The sequence below is a fragment of the Herbaspirillum sp. genome (assembly GCF_035644555.1).
GTDB lineage: Bacteria > Pseudomonadota > Gammaproteobacteria > Burkholderiales > Burkholderiaceae_D > Herbaspirillum.
Map to the genome: position 1 here is coordinate 85,135 of NZ_DASQOH010000004.1, position 16,806 is coordinate 101,940.

A 16,806-nucleotide genomic window follows, 5' to 3' on the forward strand; every position below is an offset into this window, starting at 1 on the left:
GTAGGCGATTTTTTGCGATTTTTGAGGCGTTGCCTGATATTCGCCGCGCGCAGGCGAATCCATAATCACGGATGACGCCCCCCTCGGGCGCTGCACTCGAGAGCGGACTCACCCATGCAACGAACGGCCATTGCCCGCACCATTCTGGTGGTGGAAGACAACACTGAAGTTCGTGCACTTTTTTGCGAAGTGCTGCGAACCGAAGGCTATCAAGTCCTCGAAGCCGGTAACGGCGCCGAAGCTTATGCCCTTCTGCGCCAAGCCGACCAGCGTGTGCACGTCGTGCTGACCGACCTGCGCATGCCGGTGATGGATGGCCTGCAGCTGGCCGCCCACCTGAAGGCCGACAGCCGGCTCTCCGCCATCCCCGTGGTACTGTTGAGTGCCACCCCGATGACCAATTCCTGGCAGGCGCGCAAGATGTTTGCCGCGCTGCTGACCAAACCCTGCGCCTTCAAGCTCCTGCTTTCCACCATCGAAGCTGTACAGTAGGCGGCGCTGGAGAGGGTGTGGCCGCGTCACGAGCGCGGGCCAGCTCATCGGTGACCACGCTTGCGACGGCCGGGTGACCGGAACAATAACGCAGAGTCCGCGCTCTCAATGCACTGAACCCGCCCGCCAGTTCCGTCCGACCCGGAGGAAAAATAACAATGTCCACCCCACCCGTTCTGCGCCTGTCCGACTTTATCCGCTCACGTATGGAATTGATCCTGCAGGCCTGGGAGCAGTTCGCCAAGACCATCGAACCACCTGCCCTGAGCATGGATTCCAAGGCGCTCAGGAATCATGCCTCCCTGATGTTGCGTACCATCGCCGAGGACCTGGAGCGCGGCCAGACGGAAGCGGAAGGGATCAGGAAATCCGAAGGGCGCGGACCACGGCCCGATACCGATACGGCCGCCGAAACCCATGCCATCGCCCGTCTCCTGTCGGGCTTCGACGTCCAGCAACTGGCTTCCGAATACCGGGCTTTGCGTGCCAGTGTCCTGCGGCTGTGGGCCAAGGAGTGGAAAGAAGGCAATGAAACCAACGTGGATGACATCACGCGCTTCAACGAGGCCATCGACCAGGCCCTGGCCGAGTCGCTGGCACGCTATACCCTCTTGCTCGAACAGTCGCGCAACCTGTTCCTGGCGATATTGGGCCACGATCTGCGCAATCCGCTGGGAGCGTCCATCCAGGGGGCGCAGATCCTGCTGCTGGCCGAAGACATCGGCGACCAGCACCGCAGGATCGCCGCCCGCATCTACAACAGTAGTCATCGCATGAGCAAGCTCGTCAGCGACCTGCTCGACTACACACGTAGCCATCTGGGCCGCGGCCTGCCGCTGGATATCCGGCCGGCCAACTTCGGCGAGATCGCGCGACGCGTGATCGATGAGATCGGCAGCGCCCATCCGGACCGGGACATCGTATTGCAGAGCACAGGACCGCTGGAGGGCCGGTGGGACCAGGGGCGTGTCGCCCAGGCCATGTCCAACCTGCTTGGCAATGCCGTGCAGCACGGGCTGCCCGGGGCGCCCATCGGGGTCAGCATCGACGCCACTGGCAGCGAAGTGGTGCTGGCCATCAATAACCAGGGGCCGGTGATCCCCGAAGAAAAGCTGCAGGCCATTTTCGAACCGCTGGTGCGGCTGGTGGCCGACCGGGACTCCGCATCCCACCAGACCGGCAGCATGGGGCTGGGACTGTACATCGTGCGCGAGGTGGCCATCGCACACGGCGGTTCGGCGCAGGTCAGCTCGTCGGCGGCGCAGGGCACCACCTTCACGCTCCGCCTGCCGCGCGGCACGGCCTAGCCGGGCTGGCCGCAGTGGCCGATTTCGATGACGTCTCCGACAGCGAGGACCTACACCAGCACAGGCACTCCGCTGATACTTGGGCGCCGCGCATGGGCCGATGATGCAAGAACTGCGCATGAGCGCAGCATCCAACCAGGAGCGAAGACATGTCGAACCAGAATCAAGGCGGAACCCGCGGCGGTTCCCACGAACAGCATGTGCAGGCCGGTCAGCAGAGTCACAAGAACGACCAGCAGAACCAGAGCAGCAACCAGTCGGGGCAGCAACAGGGCGGCAGTACGCGCGGCGGTTCCCACGAACAGCATGTGCAGGCCGGCCAGCAAAGCCACAAGAACGACCAGCAGAACCAGAGCAGCAGCGGCTCGGGTCAGCAGCAAGGTGACTCCTCGCGCGGCGGCTCGCACGAACAGCACGTGAAGGCCGGTCAGCAGAGCCACAAGAACAGCTGACAGCGGCTGGGCAGGTGTGCGGCGCGCTCGCTCGCAAGCGGTCGTCATGCCGGCACCTGACGGTAGCAGAAAAAAGCGGCGTCGTCTTCGTTGACCGAAGAGGACGCCGCAAAGAGACACACTACCACCAGAAGTACTACTTGCTACGGCACTACACGGTACTGCTCGGTACTACTCGGTACTGCTACTGCACTTACAACCCACTACTCTCTACTTCTCCTCGCCCGAGGCAGTCTCAGACGGGCTTTCCATAACCGCCGCCACCCGGCGTCTCGATGACAAACACTTCGCCGGCCTGCATCTCGGTGCTGGCGACAAAGCCGACGTCCTCTTGCCGACCATCGTTGCGGATCACATAGTTGCGCCCGCATTTGCCCGGCTCGCCGCCATCGGCGCCGAAGGGCGGAACGATGCGGTTGTTGGAGAGAATCGACGCCGTCATCGGCTCCAGGAAGCGGATCTTGCGGATGCCGCCGTTGCCGCCGTGCCAGGCGCCTGCGCCGCCGGAACCCTCGCGGATTTCGTAGCTCTCCAGACGGACCGGATAACGCCATTCCAGGATTTCCGGATCGGTCAGGCGTGAATTGGTCATGTGGGTCTGTACCACGTCGGTACCGTTGAAACCCTTGCCGGCACCTGAACCGCCGGAAATGGTTTCGTAATACTGGTAACGGCCGTTGCCGAAGGTGAAGTTGTTCATCGTGCCCGGTGCCGACGCCAGCACGCCAAGTGCGCCGTACAGGGCATTGGTGATGCAGCTGGAGGTTTCCACGTTGCCCGAGACCACGGCTGCGGGATAGCGCGGATTGAGCATCGAGCCTTCCGGGATGATGACGTTCAGGGGCTTCAGGCAACCGGCATTGAGCGGAATCTCGTCATCCACCAGCGTGCGGAAGACATACAGCACCGCCGCCATGCAGATGGCGCTGGGCGCGTTGAAGTTGTTGTTCAGCTGCGGCGAGGTACCGGTGAAATCGATGTCGGCGGTACGCTGTTCGTGGTTCACACGGATGGCGACCTTGATCACGGCGCCATTGTCCAGCGGATAGTCGTAGCTGCCGTCCTTCAGCAGGGTGATGACACGTCGCACCGCTTCTTCCGCATTGTTCTGGACGTGATCCATGTAGGCCTTCACCACGTCCAGGCCGAAGTGATCCACCATCTTCAGCAGTTCTTCCACGCCCTTCTGGTTGGCCGCGATCTGGGCTTGCAGGTCGGCCAGGTTCTGGGCGATGTTGCGCGCCGGATAGGGGCCGGAGCCGAGCAGGGCCACGGTTTCCTGTTCCAGGAAGCGGCCGCCGCGCACCAGCTGGAAGTTGTTGATGAGGATGCCTTCTTCTTCCACCACGGTGCTGTTGGCGGGCATGGAGCCGGGGGTGATGCCACCGATGTCGGAGTGGTGGCCGCGCGAGCCGACATAGAACAGGATCTCGCGCCCGTCCTTGTCGAAGGCAGGCGTGATCACGGTGATGTCAGGCAGGTGGGTGCCGCCATGGTAGGGGTCGTTGAGCATGAATACATCGCCCGGCCGCATCTTGCCGGCGTTCTCGCGGATGATGGTGCGGATGCTCTCGCCCATGGAACCGAGGTGTACCGGGATGTGCGGCGCATTGGCGATGAGGTTGCCCTGGGCATCGAAGAGGGCGCAGGAGAAGTCCAGGCGTTCCTTGATGTTGACCGAGAAGGCGGTGTTCTGCAGACGCAGGCCCATCTGTTCCGCAATGCTCATGAAGAGGTTGTTGAACACTTCCAGCATGACCGGGTCGGCATCGGTGCCGATGGCCTTGCGTTGCGGGCGCGCCTGGTAGCGTTGCATCATCAGATGGTTCAGCGGCGTAACCTCGGCCAGCCAGCCGGGCTCGACGATGTTGGTCGCGTTCTTCTCGGCCACGATGGCCGGGCCGTGGACGATGTCGCCCGGCCGCATGTCTTCGCGGCGGTACAGGGCGGTGTCGTGCCACTGGCCGCCGGAGAACAGACGCACCGTTTCGGTGACGGCCAACGGTCCCTGGCGCGGGGGCAGGTGTTCGGGCTTTTCTTCGCGGTCGGTGGAGATGCCGATGGCTTCCACCGAGATGGCCTCGACGATCATGGTCTTTTCCGGCATCAGGAAGGAATAGCGCTTCTTGTAGGCGGACTCGAACTGCTCGACCATGCCGGCCAGGTCGCCGAAGTTGACCACGATCACCGAATCGGTGCCGTCATAGCGCAGGTGGGCGCGCTTGATGACGTTGATCTGCTGCTCCGCCACGCCCTGGCTGAGGAGGTCGTTGCTCGCCTCTTGTGCAAGCTTGCCGAGTTCGGCGTCGAGTTGGGCCAGCGACTGTGCGGACAGAGGCAGTTCCATGGCCTGTTCGCGCATGGCGGTCTGGTCGGCCAGCCCCATGCCGTAGGCCGACAGCACACCGGCGAATGGATGGGCGAAGACGCGTGTCATGCCCAGCGCATCGGCCACCAGGCAGGCGTGCTGGCCACCGGCGCCGCCGAAGGTGGTGAGGGTGTAGTCGGTGACATCGTGTCCGCGCTGCACCGAGATGAACTTGATGGCGTTGGCCATGTTGCCGACGGCGATCTCGATGAAGCCTTCGGCCACTTCTTCCGGTGTGCGGCGATTGCCGGTCTGTTGATAGATCTGTTCGGCCAGTTCGCTGAACTTGGCGACGACGGCGTCGCGATCCAGGGCTTCGTCGGCGGCGGGACCGAAGACCTTGGGGAAGTAGGCCGGCTGGATCTTGCCCAGCATGACGTTGCAGTCGGTCACCGCCAGCTGGCCGCCACGGCGATAGCTGGTCGGGCCGGGGTTGGCACCGGCGCTGTCCGGGCCGACGCGATAACGGGTGCCGTCGAAATGCAGGATGGAGCCGCCGCCGGCAGCCACGGTGTGGATGCTCATCATCGGGGCGCGCATGCGCACGCCGGCAACCTGGGTCTCGAACTCGCGCTCGAATTCACCGGCGTAGTGCGACACGTCGGTGGAGGTGCCGCCCATGTCGAAGCCGATGATCTTGTTGAAGCCGGCCGTCTCGGCGGTACGCACCATGCCGACGATGCCGCCGGCCGGGCCGGAGAGGATGGAGTCCTTGCCCTGGAAGCGGTGGGCGTCGGTCAGGCCACCATTGCTCTGCATGAACAGCAGGCGAACACCATCCATCTCGCTGGCGACCTGGTCCACGTAGCGACGCAGGATGGGGGACAGATAGGCATCGACCACGGTGGTATCGCCGCGTGAGACCAGCTTCATCATGGGGCTCACTTCGTGGGAGACCGAGACCTGGGTATACCCCAGTTCGGTGGCGATGTCGGCCAGCTTCTTTTCGTGTTCGGTGAAGCGATAACCGTGCATCAGCACGATGGCCACGGCGCGATAACCCTCCTGGTGCAGCGCCGCCAGTTGCTGGCGCACTGAGGTTGTGTCCAGGGGCGTGATCACTTCGCCATGGGCACCCAGGCGTTCGTCGACCTCCACCACTTTTTCAAACAGCAGTTCAGGCAGCACGATGTGGCGATCGAACAGGCGCGGGCGGTTCTGGTAGGCGATGCGCAAGGCATCGCGGAAACCGCGTGTGATCAGCAGCACAGTCGGATCACCCTTGCGTTCCAGCAGGGCATTGGTGGCCACGGTGGTTCCCATCTTCACCGCTTCGACCACCTGTGGCGAAATTGCCTCACCAGGTTTCAGTCCCAGCAGACGCTTGATGCCGGCCACGGCCGCATCCTTGTATTGCTCGGGATTTTCCGACAGCAGCTTGTGCGTCAGCAGCGTGCCGTCCGGCTTGCGCGCGACGATGTCCGTGAAGGTGCCGCCACGGTCGATCCAAAACTGCCAACGCTGCTCCCCCAACAAATTCTGACCTTGTTCCATGGACGTCTAACCTTTCTGAATTAACTTTATTAGTGCAGTTTATTGATGAATTATTGAGATAGTGCACTTAAACCGTGCGGCTAAATGCGGCTTCCCGTGCCGACCAACACCCGACCGAAAATTAAAAACAGGCCTGGAAGTCTTGATGCGCCTGCGTTTCCCACCTTGTCTCCACTCGAACGCAAAATCTGGCACAAGCTTTGCTAATAACACGACTGTAAATTTGTCGGTATTTAGTTTTTTATTTGAAAATAATTTATTGACATATTATCGATGAAAAATATAGGATTCAACAAAAAAAACAAGCAGAGACAAAAAATGGAAAAAGAAGCAAAGCAATAAGGACGTGGCATCAATGCACGTCGCCATTTGGGGTGTGACGCTTTGTTGACGGGGGTCCTGTCAACCAGCACAGCGACATTCCCGCAGTCCGAATCCGTCGTCGATAGTCAACAGTAAGAAGCGCATTACCGAGCCGCGATGGCCGGGCTGTTCCGCCAGGGCAGCCATGTCGCGCAGGTTCCGAAGATGGCAGTAAGCCTTGCCGGTCCGCCGGCGAGGAGGGCGCCGTGCAAGCTTCTTCAGGCAAGAGCTTGCAATGTGCGCCGGTTATTTGGGGTAGCTCCCGCTAAAGGCTTCATGCGGTGGGGGATTTTGGGTGTCATTCAATACAACAAGGAGCGTCTCATCATGCTAGGTCTCATCTCCAACAGCGTCAAAGCGGTCCGCACGGCAGGGGTAGCGGTCTCGTTTTCCCTGGTCGCGTTTGCGGCACACGCGCAGCAGCAAGAAATCAAGATCGGTGTCATCTATCCTCTGAGCGGTGCTGCCGCCTCTAGCGGCGCCGAGATGAAGGACGCGCTGGAACTGGCTGCCGACATCATCAACAACGGCGCCAAGGGCGCACCCAACCTGCCGTTTTCGGCCGGTGGCGGCCTGCCCAACCTGAAGGGCGCCAAGATCAAGCTGGTGTTCGCCGATTCCCAGGGCAACCCGCAGGTCGGTGCTACCGAAGCCGAACGCCTGATCAGCCAGGAGAAGGTCGTGGCCCTGGTCGGCAGCTATTTCAGCAACGTCACCGCCACCACCAGCCAGGTGGCAGAACGCTACAAGGTGCCTTACCTGAACCCGGAATCGTCCTCGGCATCGCTGACCCAGCGCGGCTTCAAGTGGTTCTTCCGCACCACCGCCCACGATGACCTGTTCGTGACCAACTTCTATGAGTTCTTCAAGGAGCTGGAAGCCAAGAAGGGCATCAAGGTCAACAAGCTCGGCGCCTTCAACGAGAACACCCTGTGGGGCAACGAGACCACCAAGCTGGAAACCAAGCTGTCCAAGGAGCGTGGCTTCGACCTCGTCAAGACCGTGGTCTACCCGGCCAAGAGCACCCAGCTGACCTCGGAAGTGCAGCAGCTCAAGGCGGCCGCACCGCAGGTGGTGCTGCAGTCGTCCTACCTGGGTGACGCCATCCTGTCGATGAAGACCTACAAGGAACTGGGCTTCAACCCCGACATGATCCTGGCCAATGACGCCGGCTTCATCGACACCGAGTTCATCAAGACCCTGGGCAAGGATGCCGACTACATCATCACCCGCGATGTCTGGTCGCTTGACCTGGCTGCCAAGAACCCCCTGATCAAGCAGGTCAACGATCTGTTCTACAACCGCTACAAGATCAACTTCACCGGCAACTCCTCGCGCACCTTCACCGGCCTGATGACCCTGGCCGATGCCATCAACCGCGCCGGCTCGACCGATGCCGAAGCCATCCGCAAGGCACTGGCCGAGACCAACATCCCGGGCGACAAGCTGATCATGCCGTGGAAGGGCATCAAGTTCGACGAGCACGGCCAGAACACCCTGAGCTCGGGCATCCTGCTGCAGATCATCAACGGTAAGTACTACACCGTGTGGCCGTTCGACATGGCTACCCGCGACGTCGTGTGGCCGATGCCGAAGTGGGATCAACGCAAGTAAGCATGCGATAGCACTCATGGTGCCACGGGGAGGTGGGCCGGCGACATTGGCTGCGCCAGCCTCCCCGCGGAAAAATCTTCATCGCAGGCGGCTGATAAGACGGTGCGTGAATAGTTCGTTGGAGGGAAAAATTATGTCTTGGGATATTTTGGCGCAGACCCTTGCGTCCGGTTTGCTGATCGGACTGATCTACGCGCTCGTTGCCATCGGCCTGACCCTGATCTTTGGCGTTATGGATATCGTCAACTTCTCGCATGGCGAATTCCTGATGTTCGGGATGTATTCGAGTTTCTGGTTGTTCGCCCTGTTCGCGCTCGACCCTATCTTCACCCTGCCGCTGACGGCATTGTTCCTCTTTGCGCTGGGTGCGCTGCTCTACAAGCTGGTCATCCGCAAGATCACCAATGCACCGATGGTGTCGCAGATCTTTACGACCTTCGGTCTGATGATCCTGTTCCGTGGTATCGCCCAGTTCTTCTGGAAGGCCGACTTCCGCACTATCGAAAACTCGATGGTCAGCGGCCAGGTATCCATCGCCGGCATCCAGATCGGCACGCCCCAGCTGACCGCAGGCCTGGGCGCCATCATCGTCACCGGCGTGATCTATACCTTCCTCACCCGTACCCGTCTGGGCGCGGCCCTGGAAGCGACTGCCGCCGACAAGGAAGCGGCCCAGCTGATGGGTATCGATTCGCAGAAGATGTTTGCCTTGGCCTGGGGTATCGGCGCGGCCTGCGCGGGCGTGGCCGGCGTGCTGCTGTCGACCTTCTTCCCGATCTTCCCGGAAGTGGGTGCCAACTTCATCCTGATCGCCTTCGTGGTGGTCAACCTGGGTGGCTTCGGCAGCGTGGTCGGTGCCCTGATTGCCGGCGTGCTGGTGGGCCTGATCGAAGTGATGGGCGGCTTCCTCCTGGGACCGCAATACAAGATGCTGATCGTGCTGGCCTTGTTCCTGGGGATGCTGATGTTCCGTCCGCAGGGCCTGATGGGCAAAGCCTGAGTACGCCAACGATACAGTCAAGAAGGAAAATCCATGTCCAAGAATACCTCCGGCCTGATCATCACCGCGCCGCCATCCGGCGCGCTCGCCAACAAGATGCGCGTGGTGCTGGCATTGCTGCTGGTGATCGCCGTGGCACTGCCCACGTTCGTCACCTCTCCCACCCACCTCAACCTGGCGATCCTGATCCTGATGGCGGCGCAGATCGGCGTGTCCTGGAATATCGTCGGTGGCTATGCCGGCCAGGTCTCGCTGGGCCACGTCGCCTTCTACGGCATCGGCGCCTATACCTCGGCCATCATGTTCTCGATCTGGGGCATCAGTCCCTGGATCGCCATGCTGGCCGGCGGACTGATCGCCGCCGCCATGAGTCTGGTGATCGGCTGGTCCTGCTTCCGCCTCAAGGGCCACTACTTCGCGATGGCCACCATCGCCGTGGCCGAGATCATCCAGATCATCTTCACCAACTGGGACTTCGCCGGCGCGGCCGTGGGCCTGACCATTCCCATGGGCGATGAAGGCTGGTCAAAGATGATCTTCAGCGGCAAGGAGCCCTACTACTACATCGCCCTGGGCCTCTTGCTGGTGACCCTGCTGGCCAACTTCTGGATCGAGCGCAGCTATCTCGGCTACTACTTCCGGGCCATCAAGGACGAGCCAGATGCCGCGCGCAGCCTCGGGGTGAGCCTGTCCAAGTACAAGCAGATCGCCTTTGCCGTGAGCAGCTTCTTCACCGCCCTGGGCGGCAGCCTGTATGCCCAGAAGGAACTCTATATCGATCCCGCCTCGGTGCTCGGTACCGGCATCTCGATCAAGATGGCGCTGGTCTCCATCCTCGGCGGCATCGGCACCCTGTTCGGCCCCATCGTCGGCGCCGGCCTGCTGACGGCCATCGAGGAAGGCACGCGCACCCTCTTCGGCGGCACCGGTCGCGGTACCGACCTGATCATCTACGCCGCGCTGATCATCGCCATCGCAGTCTATTACCCGAACGGCATCGTCGGTTACGTGCGGACCTATTTCGCCCGCCGCAAAGCCAACAAGCAACATCAGGAGGGCAGCAAATGAGCCTGCTTCGCGTCGAGAACGTCTACAAGAAATTCGGCGGCCTGACCGCCAACCAGGATATCTCCTTCAATGTCCAGCTCGGTGAGATCGTCGGCCTGATCGGCCCCAACGGCGCCGGCAAGACCACCATGTTCAACTGCATCGCCGGCTATTCGCCGCCGACCACCGGGGACATCTGGCTGGAAGACATCAAGATCTCCGGCATGAATCCCGAGCAGTGCGCACGCATCGGTATCGGCCGTACCTTCCAGGTGGCGCGCACCTTCACCAGCATGACCGCGCTGGAAAACGTCATGGTGGGCGCCTTCCTCAACGAGCATAGTGTGTCCAGGGTGCGGGACACGGCGCGCCAGCTGCTGGAGTTCGTCAACCTCGGACGCTTCGCCGACAAGCCGGCCGGCAGCATGACCATCAGCGAACAACGTCGCCTGGCAGTGGCCCGCGCCCTGGCGGTCAAGCCCAAGCTGCTGCTGATGGACGAGGTGATGGCCGGTCTGAATCCCACCGAGGTGAAGGAAACCGTGGAGGTGGTGCTGAAGATCCGCGACCAGGGCATTTCCTGCCTGATCGTCGAGCACGTGCTGGAAGGCATCATGCCCATCGCCAACCAGATCGTGGTGCTGGACTACGGCAAGAAGATCGCGGACGGTACTCCGCAAGAGGTCTCCAACGACCCGCAAGTGATCGCCGCCTACCTGGGAGATGAATGATGTTGCAAGTAACCAATCTGCGTGCCAGCTACGACGGCGTGCTGGCCCTGTCCAAGGTCGATCTGGAGGTCAAGGCCGGCAGCATCGTGGCCCTGGTCGGCGGCAACGGCAATGGCAAGTCCACCACCTTGCGCGCCATCGCCGGCCTGAACAAGCCGGATGCCGGCCAGATCAGCTTCGAGCGCCAGGACATCGGCAAGATCCCTTCCTTCGACCGCGTCAAGCTGGGCCTGTCGCTGGTGCCGGAAGGCCGGCGCCTGTTCCCGCGCCTGACGGTGGAACGCAATCTGGAGCTGGGCGCGTACACCCGTACCGACAGTGATGAAGTGGCGGCTTCCCTGGACGAGATGTATGCCACCTTCCCCATCCTCAAGGAACGGCGCCATCAGCTGGCCGGCACCATGAGCGGCGGCGAACAGCAGATGCTGGCCATCGGTCGCGGCCTGATGGCCAAGCCCAGGCTGCTGCTGCTGGACGAACCGTCCTGGGGCATCGCACCCAAGTTCGTGACCAAGGTGTTGGACACCATCCAGCAGATCAACGCCAAGGGCGTGTCCATCCTGCTGGTGGAGCAGAACCTGCACAAGGCCCTGGACATCGCTCACTACGGTTACGTCATCCAGACCGGGCGCATCGTGATGGAGGGCAGCGGCGACGAACTGCTGCACAACGAAGACATCAAGAAGGCCTATCTGGGCGGCCTGTGACATGCAGACCCGCCCCCTGCCCGAGAGGAAAGCCGTGACAGAGCGCCTGAACGAGTAGCCCACCGGGACCGATCCGGCGTCCCGTTTCCGGGACGCCGCTGCCCTCCGCATCGCGAGCGACGGCTGCGGCCGTCATGAACCAAGGACTTTTATGTTGACGCATAAATCCCTGCTGGAAGCGTACGTCCATGCAAAAGACAAAGGCAGTCCCGGGCTGATCCACGACATCTTCGCGCCCAACGCCATGTTGACTATTGCCGTGTGCGATGACGCCATTGCGTTTCCGCCGCTGGTGGTGGGCAGCGAAGGGATCGCGCAGACGCTGGTGACCGATTTCGGTCGCCAGTTCTCTCAATGCCGGACCTATTACCTGGCCGACGTGCCGGAGGACGCGGGTGCGCAGATCGATCACCTGCCGTGGCTGGTCATCATGCGCGACAAGGTCCAGGCCAAGCTGCGCATCGGACGCGGCAGCTATCGCTGGTCATTCGTCCCCGAGGGTGAAGGCTGGCGCATCTCGGAAATGCATATCCGCATCGACCGCATGGATAGCCTGCCCGACCGGGCGGGCGGTCTGGTGACGACGCTGCAGTCCTTCCTGCCCTATCCGTGGTTGCGGCCGGCAGCGCTGGACGAGGCGCTGGCACCGCTGGCCCGCTGCAATCCGGCGTTCGGCTTCGTGACGGAATTCCTGTCGGAAAAATTTGAAAGGCCGGAGCAGGGCGTGTTCGCTCCGGCGTGAATGAGGACCCCGAAGAGGGTCGTGACAGCAGTGGTTTTGCAGTTCCCGTCCAAGCGCTGGAAACAAAAGGCCAATTGTTTCCGGGGTGCGGCGGGCTGGCGCGTATCGGCATGGAAGGGCGCGCACGATCATGCCGATACGCGATTTTTTGGAAATCATTTACGGGGAATCACAATGAAACAAAGGATTTTGGCTGCGTCGATCATGGCGGCGGCAGGTATCTACGCTCTGCCCGCATCGGCGCAATCGTCGGTGACCATCTATGGTCTGATCGATACCGGTTACGTTATCGAAACCGGTGGCGCTGCAGGCAAGGTGAACAAGCTGACCAGCGGCATCAGCGGCGGTTCGCGCATCGGCTTCAAGGGGTCGGAAGATCTCGGCGGCGGTATGTCGGCGGTGTTCCTGCTGGAGTCGGGCTTCCAGAACGACACCGGTGCACTGGGCCAGGGCGGTCTGCTGTTCGGTCGCCAGAGCTATGTCGGCCTCAATGGCGGCATGGGTTCGGTGCTGGTCGGGCGTCAGTACACGCCTCAGTACATGACGCTGGCCATGGTCGATCCCTTCGGTACCGGGTATGCGGGCGACGCCGCCAACCTGATGCCCAACACCGGCAATGGTTCCAGCCGCATGGACAACACCGTCAAGTACATCTCGCCCAAGGTGGCCGGATTCACCGGTGAACTGGCCTATGGCTTCGGCGAAACGGCCGGCTCCACCAAGGCCGCCAGCCAGATCGGCGCTGCCGTGCAGTATGCCAACGGTCCGTTGAATGTGCGTCTGGGTTTCCACGGCCGTAACAACGACACCACCACCACCGAAACCAGCAGCGGACGCAGCACCTTGCTGGGCGCGGTGTACGACTTCGGCGTACTCAAGCTGCACGGCGCCTATGGCATCAACAAGGGCGTCAACAGCTCGCCGCTGCGCAGTACCGTCAATCCCTACGGTACCGCACCCGTGTTCGCTTCCACCGACAGCGCCGACATGCTCATCGGCGTGACCGTACCGTTCGGTGTGCAACATACCGTGCTGGCTTCGTATATCCACAAGAACGACAAGACTGCCCGCAACCAGGACGCCAACCAGTTTGCGCTGGGATATCGCTACTCCATGTCCAAGCGTACCGACCTGTATGCGATGTATGCACACATCACCAACAAGAATGGCGCACCGTACACCGTGGGTAGCTCCATCGAGGCCGGCTCCGGCAACAGCGCCTGGAACTTTGGCATCCGCCATACGTTTTAACGGCTTTTTCCGGCGCATGCAGTCTTGAGGGGGAAAAGGTAAGTAGTGCCTAGGTTTCTAAGGCAGGCAGTTTCTTACTGTGCGTGACGCCGGGCCTGATTGCCGACGGCTCCATGTCTTGAGGGGAGTCGTCGGCCAGGTGCGGAGGAGATGCAGGCTGACACCATCGTCGTTACCGCATTTCGACTTGCAAGGAGCATCCACATGAAGTTGAAGAATCTGAACATCGGACAACGCCTGAGCGCAGGTTTCGGCATTGTGATTTTCCTGATGCTGGCACTGACGGCGATCGGCGTACTGCGCCTGAACCAGATCAATGGCAGCATCGCCAATATCGCCAAGGATTACTATCCCCGCACCGTGATGGCCAACTCGGTCAAGAGTGCGCTGGATGAAACCGCGCGCAGCATGCGCAACCTGCTCTTCATGAGCACGGTGGACGAGATCAAGGGCGAACTCGACGCCATCGATCGGGCCGGCAAGACCATCGACAGCACGCTCAAGCAATTTGCCGCCAATACCACTTCCGAAGACGGGCTGCGCATGCTCAAGGCGGTCAATGCGGCACGCGCCCAGTACACGCCGGTACTGAACAATTTCCTGGCTGCCGTGAAGGATGGCCAGGTCGAGCAGGCGCGCGACCTGATCCTGCCCGAGATCGCCCCCTACCAGAGCGCCTACTTCAAGGCCCTCGACAACCTGATCGGCTACCAGGGCAGCCGCATGGAAGAGGGTGGGCGCGACGCCGAACAGGTGGCCACCTCGGCCAGCATGCTGATGATCGCCATGGCCAGCATCGCCACGCTGCTGGCCGCGCTGGTGGGCTATTCCGTCATGCGCAGCATCACGCGCCCGCTCAATGCCGCCATCAATATCGCCGAACGCGTGGCCGCTGGTGATCTGGCAGTCCAGGTGGAGGCCACCGGTTCGGACGAAACGGCCAAGCTGCTGGCCGCCTTGCAGCACATGCGCGATGGACTGGTGGGCGCAGTGACTCAGGTGCGCGAGGGCTCGGATGCGATTTCCGTGGCGGCCCGCGAAATCGCCGAAGGCAATGCCAATCTGTCGGCGCGCACCGAACTGCAGGCCAGCACGCTGGAAGAAACCGCCAGTTCCATGCTGGAGCTGACCAACGCGGTCAACCAGAACGCCGAGAACGCCCGCGAGGCCAACCACCTGGTGCTCAACGCCTCCCAGGTCGCTACGCAAGGTGGCGATGTGGTGACCCAGGTGGTCAGCACAATGAGGGAAATCAAGGATAGCTCGCGCCAGATCGTGGACATCATCGGCGTGATCGACGGCATCGCGTTCCAGACCAATATCCTGGCGTTGAACGCTGCCGTGGAGGCAGCACGTGCCGGTGAGCAGGGACGCGGGTTTGCCGTGGTCGCCGCCGAGGTACGCGCCCTGGCCCAGCGTAGCGCCGCTGCTGCCAAGGAGATCGCCGGGCTGATCCAGAGCTCGGTGAAGAAGGTCGATGCCGGTGGTGTGCTGGTGGATCAGGCCGGCCAGACCATGCAAGACATCGTCACCAGTGTGAAGCATGTGGCCGACATCATGATCGAGATATCGGCCGCCAGCGACGAGCAGAGCGAGGGCATCCGCCAGATCAACCAGGCGGTCGAGCAGATCGACGACATGACTCAGCAGAACTCGGCCCTGGTGGAACAGGCGGCCGCAGCTGCGCAGCAGATGCATGACCGCTCGCTGGCGCTGGTACGGGCGGTATCGATCTTCAAGACGCGGGGGGGGCAGGCGGACCAGGCTACGCACGAGTCTGGCGCGGCGGACTGGGAATTGTCGGGCGGGCATGCCGGGGTGCCATTGGCATGGACGCCGGAGGGCAGGAAGTTGCTGGTGGAAAAGTAGACTGCAGATTCAACAGAGCCCAATCTGGCTCACCTTGCCGAGGAAATTGGGGTTTAAAATCGGGGTTTCTCGACTGACCGCCGGCGGCGGGAAAAATCTCTCGACGATATTTCCTGTGGCGGTCAGTGATCTTGTCTGCTTTTCAAAGACCTTTATGCCAACCGAAAAGAAAACCCCGAAAGCCAATTTCGCCCAGCCCAACACCCCAGGCAAGGTGCCGATCGTATCGTCACTGCATCTGGCTTCAGGAAGGAGCAAGGAGTTGAGCGAATTCGAATTCGGCATGATCATCGCCAGCAATGCCTTCAACCGGTGGATGATCCGCTGCATCTCTGCGGCCGGGATGAAGGACATGACGGCCACCGACGTCCTGGTGCTCCACCATATCAATCACCGCGCCCGCGAAAAGAAACTGGCCGACATCGCCTTCATCCTCAATATCGAGGACACGCACGTGGTCAACTACTCGCTCAAGAAACTGCACGCCCTGGGCCTGGTGAGCACCGAGCGGCGCGGCAAGGAAGTGCTGTATTCGACCAACGAGGCCGGGCAGGATCTCTGCAAACGGTACTACGAGATCAGGGAACAGCTGCTGGTCTCCAGCCTCACCGGCGACAACACCGAGAGCTACGAACTGGAAGAGCTGGCCCGGTTCCTGCGCGTGCTGTCGGGTTTGTATGAGCAGGCGGCGCGGTCGGCGACGTCGATGTAAGAACGACAGGGCGGCCGGCCGTCTGCGGGCCGGCGCCTTCTCGTCGCCCCCTACCTGTATCGCCCAGACTCCCTCCTCAATCCATGCGGACACCCCTCCGGGTGTCATGCCGCGGATCTGTCCGCGGCAATCATGCGGGCGCGCCTAGCCCCTGATACTCGCTGCGTCGCTTCATGAAGCGGTGGTAGGACATTCGCAGGTGCAGGCGCATGACCTGGCGCGCCAGTTCGCCATCTTTGGCTTCCATTGCCAGGACCAGGTCCTGGTGATGATGCAGACTCTGCTCCAGTTGCGCACGTTCATAGAGGTGGAAGGAACGGACGATGATGGGCATGTCGATGATGGTCTCCAGCATCGCACGCAAGCGCGGCGAAGCGGAGTAATCGAGGATGGTGCGGTGGAAGGTGCTGTTGGCGGCCTGGATCTTTTCGACTGAATTGGGTCCGCCATCACGGATGGCGGAGGCCATCCTTTCATTGCTGTCCTTCAGGATCTTCAGCATTTCCTCGTCGCCGCGCTCGGCAGCCAGGCTGGCTGCGTAGGGCTCCAGCAACATGCGCAGCTGGAAGGTCTCTTCGATATCCCACTCGCTCCAGGCCGCCACGTGGATACCCTGGCCGGCGTCGGCAGTGGCCAGGCCCTCCTCGACAAGACGTC

The 16,806-nt window shown here is 61.7% G+C and carries 14 protein-coding genes; 12 read left to right on the plus strand and 2 right to left on the minus strand.

The window, feature by feature from the left end; all coding sequences use genetic code 11:
- The first annotated feature begins 114 nt into the window (after positions 1–114).
- The 3 genes from VE092_RS01110 (at position 115) to VE092_RS01120 (ending at position 2,251) form a co-directional block, all read left to right on the plus strand.
- Positions 115–492 carry a response regulator gene (locus VE092_RS01110; RefSeq protein WP_324872974.1) on the plus strand — a complete coding sequence of 126 codons (378 nt, stop codon included), beginning with the start codon at positions 115–117 and terminating at the stop codon, positions 490–492.
- A gap of 158 nt (positions 493–650) precedes the next feature.
- The gene (locus VE092_RS01115; RefSeq protein WP_324872976.1) at positions 651–1,799 is read left to right on the plus strand and encodes a HAMP domain-containing sensor histidine kinase; all 1,149 of its coding nucleotides are present in this window, start codon (positions 651–653) and stop codon (positions 1,797–1,799) included.
- Between the two features lie 149 nt (positions 1,800–1,948).
- A complete protein-coding gene (locus VE092_RS01120) occupies positions 1,949–2,251 on the plus strand; it encodes a hypothetical protein (protein ID WP_324872978.1) in 303 nt (100 codons plus the stop codon).
- Between the two features lie 235 nt (positions 2,252–2,486).
- On the opposite strand, the gene VE092_RS01125 is transcribed toward VE092_RS01120, so the two are convergent.
- Positions 2,487–6,113: a hydantoinase B/oxoprolinase family protein gene (locus tag VE092_RS01125; protein ID WP_324872980.1), complete on the minus strand. Its 3,627-nt coding sequence runs from the start codon at positions 6,111–6,113 to the stop codon at positions 2,487–2,489.
- Between the two features lie 690 nt (positions 6,114–6,803).
- Here VE092_RS01125 and VE092_RS01130 point away from each other — a divergent pair.
- From VE092_RS01130 to VE092_RS01170, 9 genes are all read left to right on the plus strand, one after another.
- A complete protein-coding gene (locus VE092_RS01130; protein ID WP_324872982.1) occupies positions 6,804–8,090 on the plus strand; it encodes an ABC transporter substrate-binding protein in 1,287 nt (428 codons plus the stop codon).
- A 133-nt stretch (positions 8,091–8,223) separates the two neighbouring features.
- Positions 8,224–9,090 carry a branched-chain amino acid ABC transporter permease gene (locus tag VE092_RS01135; RefSeq protein WP_006461845.1) on the plus strand — a complete coding sequence of 289 codons (867 nt, stop codon included), beginning with the start codon at positions 8,224–8,226 and terminating at the stop codon, positions 9,088–9,090.
- Between the two features lie 33 nt (positions 9,091–9,123).
- Positions 9,124–10,158 carry a branched-chain amino acid ABC transporter permease gene (locus VE092_RS01140; RefSeq protein WP_324872985.1) on the plus strand — a complete coding sequence of 345 codons (1,035 nt, stop codon included), beginning with the start codon at positions 9,124–9,126 and terminating at the stop codon, positions 10,156–10,158.
- A complete protein-coding gene (locus VE092_RS01145; RefSeq protein ID WP_324872986.1) occupies positions 10,155–10,868 on the plus strand; it encodes an ABC transporter ATP-binding protein in 714 nt (237 codons plus the stop codon). The genes VE092_RS01140 and VE092_RS01145 overlap by 4 nt, the downstream gene beginning before the upstream one ends.
- Positions 10,868–11,575, plus strand: a complete 708-nt coding sequence (locus tag VE092_RS01150; protein ID WP_324872996.1) for an ABC transporter ATP-binding protein — start codon at positions 10,868–10,870, stop codon at positions 11,573–11,575. Before VE092_RS01145 ends, VE092_RS01150 begins: the two co-directional genes overlap by 1 nt.
- A 151-nt stretch (positions 11,576–11,726) precedes the next feature.
- Positions 11,727–12,317 (plus strand): nuclear transport factor 2 family protein, encoded by a 591-nt coding sequence (locus VE092_RS01155; protein ID WP_324872988.1) that lies wholly within the window; start codon positions 11,727–11,729, stop codon positions 12,315–12,317.
- A 174-nt stretch (positions 12,318–12,491) separates the two neighbouring features.
- Positions 12,492–13,568 carry a porin gene (locus tag VE092_RS01160; protein ID WP_324872990.1) on the plus strand — a complete coding sequence of 359 codons (1,077 nt, stop codon included), beginning with the start codon at positions 12,492–12,494 and terminating at the stop codon, positions 13,566–13,568.
- Positions 13,569–13,772: 204 nt separating this feature from the next.
- Positions 13,773–15,437 carry a methyl-accepting chemotaxis protein gene (locus VE092_RS01165; protein WP_324872992.1) on the plus strand — a complete coding sequence of 555 codons (1,665 nt, stop codon included), beginning with the start codon at positions 13,773–13,775 and terminating at the stop codon, positions 15,435–15,437.
- 154 nt (positions 15,438–15,591) lie between these two features.
- Positions 15,592–16,149 (plus strand): winged helix DNA-binding protein, encoded by a 558-nt coding sequence (locus VE092_RS01170; RefSeq protein ID WP_039874196.1) that lies wholly within the window; start codon positions 15,592–15,594, stop codon positions 16,147–16,149.
- A 130-nt stretch (positions 16,150–16,279) separates the two neighbouring features.
- Here VE092_RS01170 and VE092_RS01175 read toward each other — a convergent pair.
- Positions 16,280–16,806, minus strand: a 527-nt coding sequence (locus tag VE092_RS01175; RefSeq protein WP_324872994.1) for a GntR family transcriptional regulator, incomplete at its 5' end; no start/stop codon positions are given.

Coding starts and splice junctions, on each gene's coding strand:
- VE092_RS01160 (WP_324872990.1), top strand. CDS start 12,492: ATGAAACAAAGGATTTTGGCTGCGTCGATCATGGCGGCGGCAGGTATC.
- VE092_RS01145 (WP_324872986.1), top strand. CDS start 10,155: ATGAGCCTGCTTCGCGTCGAGAACGTCTACAAGAAATTCGGCGGCCTG.
- VE092_RS01155 (WP_324872988.1), top strand. CDS start 11,727: ATGTTGACGCATAAATCCCTGCTGGAAGCGTACGTCCATGCAAAAGAC.
- VE092_RS01120 (WP_324872978.1), top strand. CDS start 1,949: ATGTCGAACCAGAATCAAGGCGGAACCCGCGGCGGTTCCCACGAACAG.
- VE092_RS01150 (WP_324872996.1), top strand. CDS start 10,868: ATGTTGCAAGTAACCAATCTGCGTGCCAGCTACGACGGCGTGCTGGCC.
- VE092_RS01125 (WP_324872980.1), bottom strand. CDS start 6,113: ATGGAACAAGGTCAGAATTTGTTGGGGGAGCAGCGTTGGCAGTTTTGG.
- VE092_RS01140 (WP_324872985.1), top strand. CDS start 9,124: ATGTCCAAGAATACCTCCGGCCTGATCATCACCGCGCCGCCATCCGGC.
- VE092_RS01135 (WP_006461845.1), top strand. CDS start 8,224: ATGTCTTGGGATATTTTGGCGCAGACCCTTGCGTCCGGTTTGCTGATC.
- VE092_RS01115 (WP_324872976.1), top strand. CDS start 651: ATGTCCACCCCACCCGTTCTGCGCCTGTCCGACTTTATCCGCTCACGT.
- VE092_RS01130 (WP_324872982.1), top strand. CDS start 6,804: ATGCTAGGTCTCATCTCCAACAGCGTCAAAGCGGTCCGCACGGCAGGG.
- VE092_RS01110 (WP_324872974.1), top strand. CDS start 115: ATGCAACGAACGGCCATTGCCCGCACCATTCTGGTGGTGGAAGACAAC.
- VE092_RS01170 (WP_039874196.1), top strand. CDS start 15,592: ATGCCAACCGAAAAGAAAACCCCGAAAGCCAATTTCGCCCAGCCCAAC.
- VE092_RS01165 (WP_324872992.1), top strand. CDS start 13,773: ATGAAGTTGAAGAATCTGAACATCGGACAACGCCTGAGCGCAGGTTTC.